Consider the following 339-nt stretch of genomic DNA (forward strand, 5'->3'; position numbering starts at 1 on the left):
CAGGCGGGCCATGAGGGCGTGTTCGACGAGGGTGATGAGGGCGCTTTTGGCTTCGCTGCGGTGGCGGGCGTCGGTGGTGATGATGGGGGCGTCGGGGCCGATCTGGAGGGCTTCGCGTACTTCGTCGGGGGTGTAGGGCTGGTGTCCGTCGAAGCCGTTGAGGGCGATGACGAAGGGCAGGCCGCTGTTTTCGAAGTAGTCGACGGCGGGGAAGCAGTCGGCGAGGCGGCGGGTGTCGACCAGGACGACGGCGCCGATGGCGCCGCGGACGAGGTCGTCCCACATGAACCAGAAGCGGTCCTGGCCGGGGGTGCCGAACAGGTACAGGATCAGGTCCTG

1 protein-coding gene is annotated in these 339 nt (G+C 68.1%); it reads right to left on the bottom strand.

From position 1 onward, the window contains the following. The coding region (locus tag IH45_RS0142795) for a GTP-binding protein (protein ID WP_030682744.1) at nt 1–339 on the bottom strand (339 nt) is incomplete at both ends.

Source organism: Streptomyces rimosus subsp. rimosus (genome assembly GCF_000720725.1).
Taxonomy (GTDB): Bacteria; Actinomycetota; Actinomycetes; order Streptomycetales; family Streptomycetaceae; genus Streptomyces; species Streptomyces rimosus_A.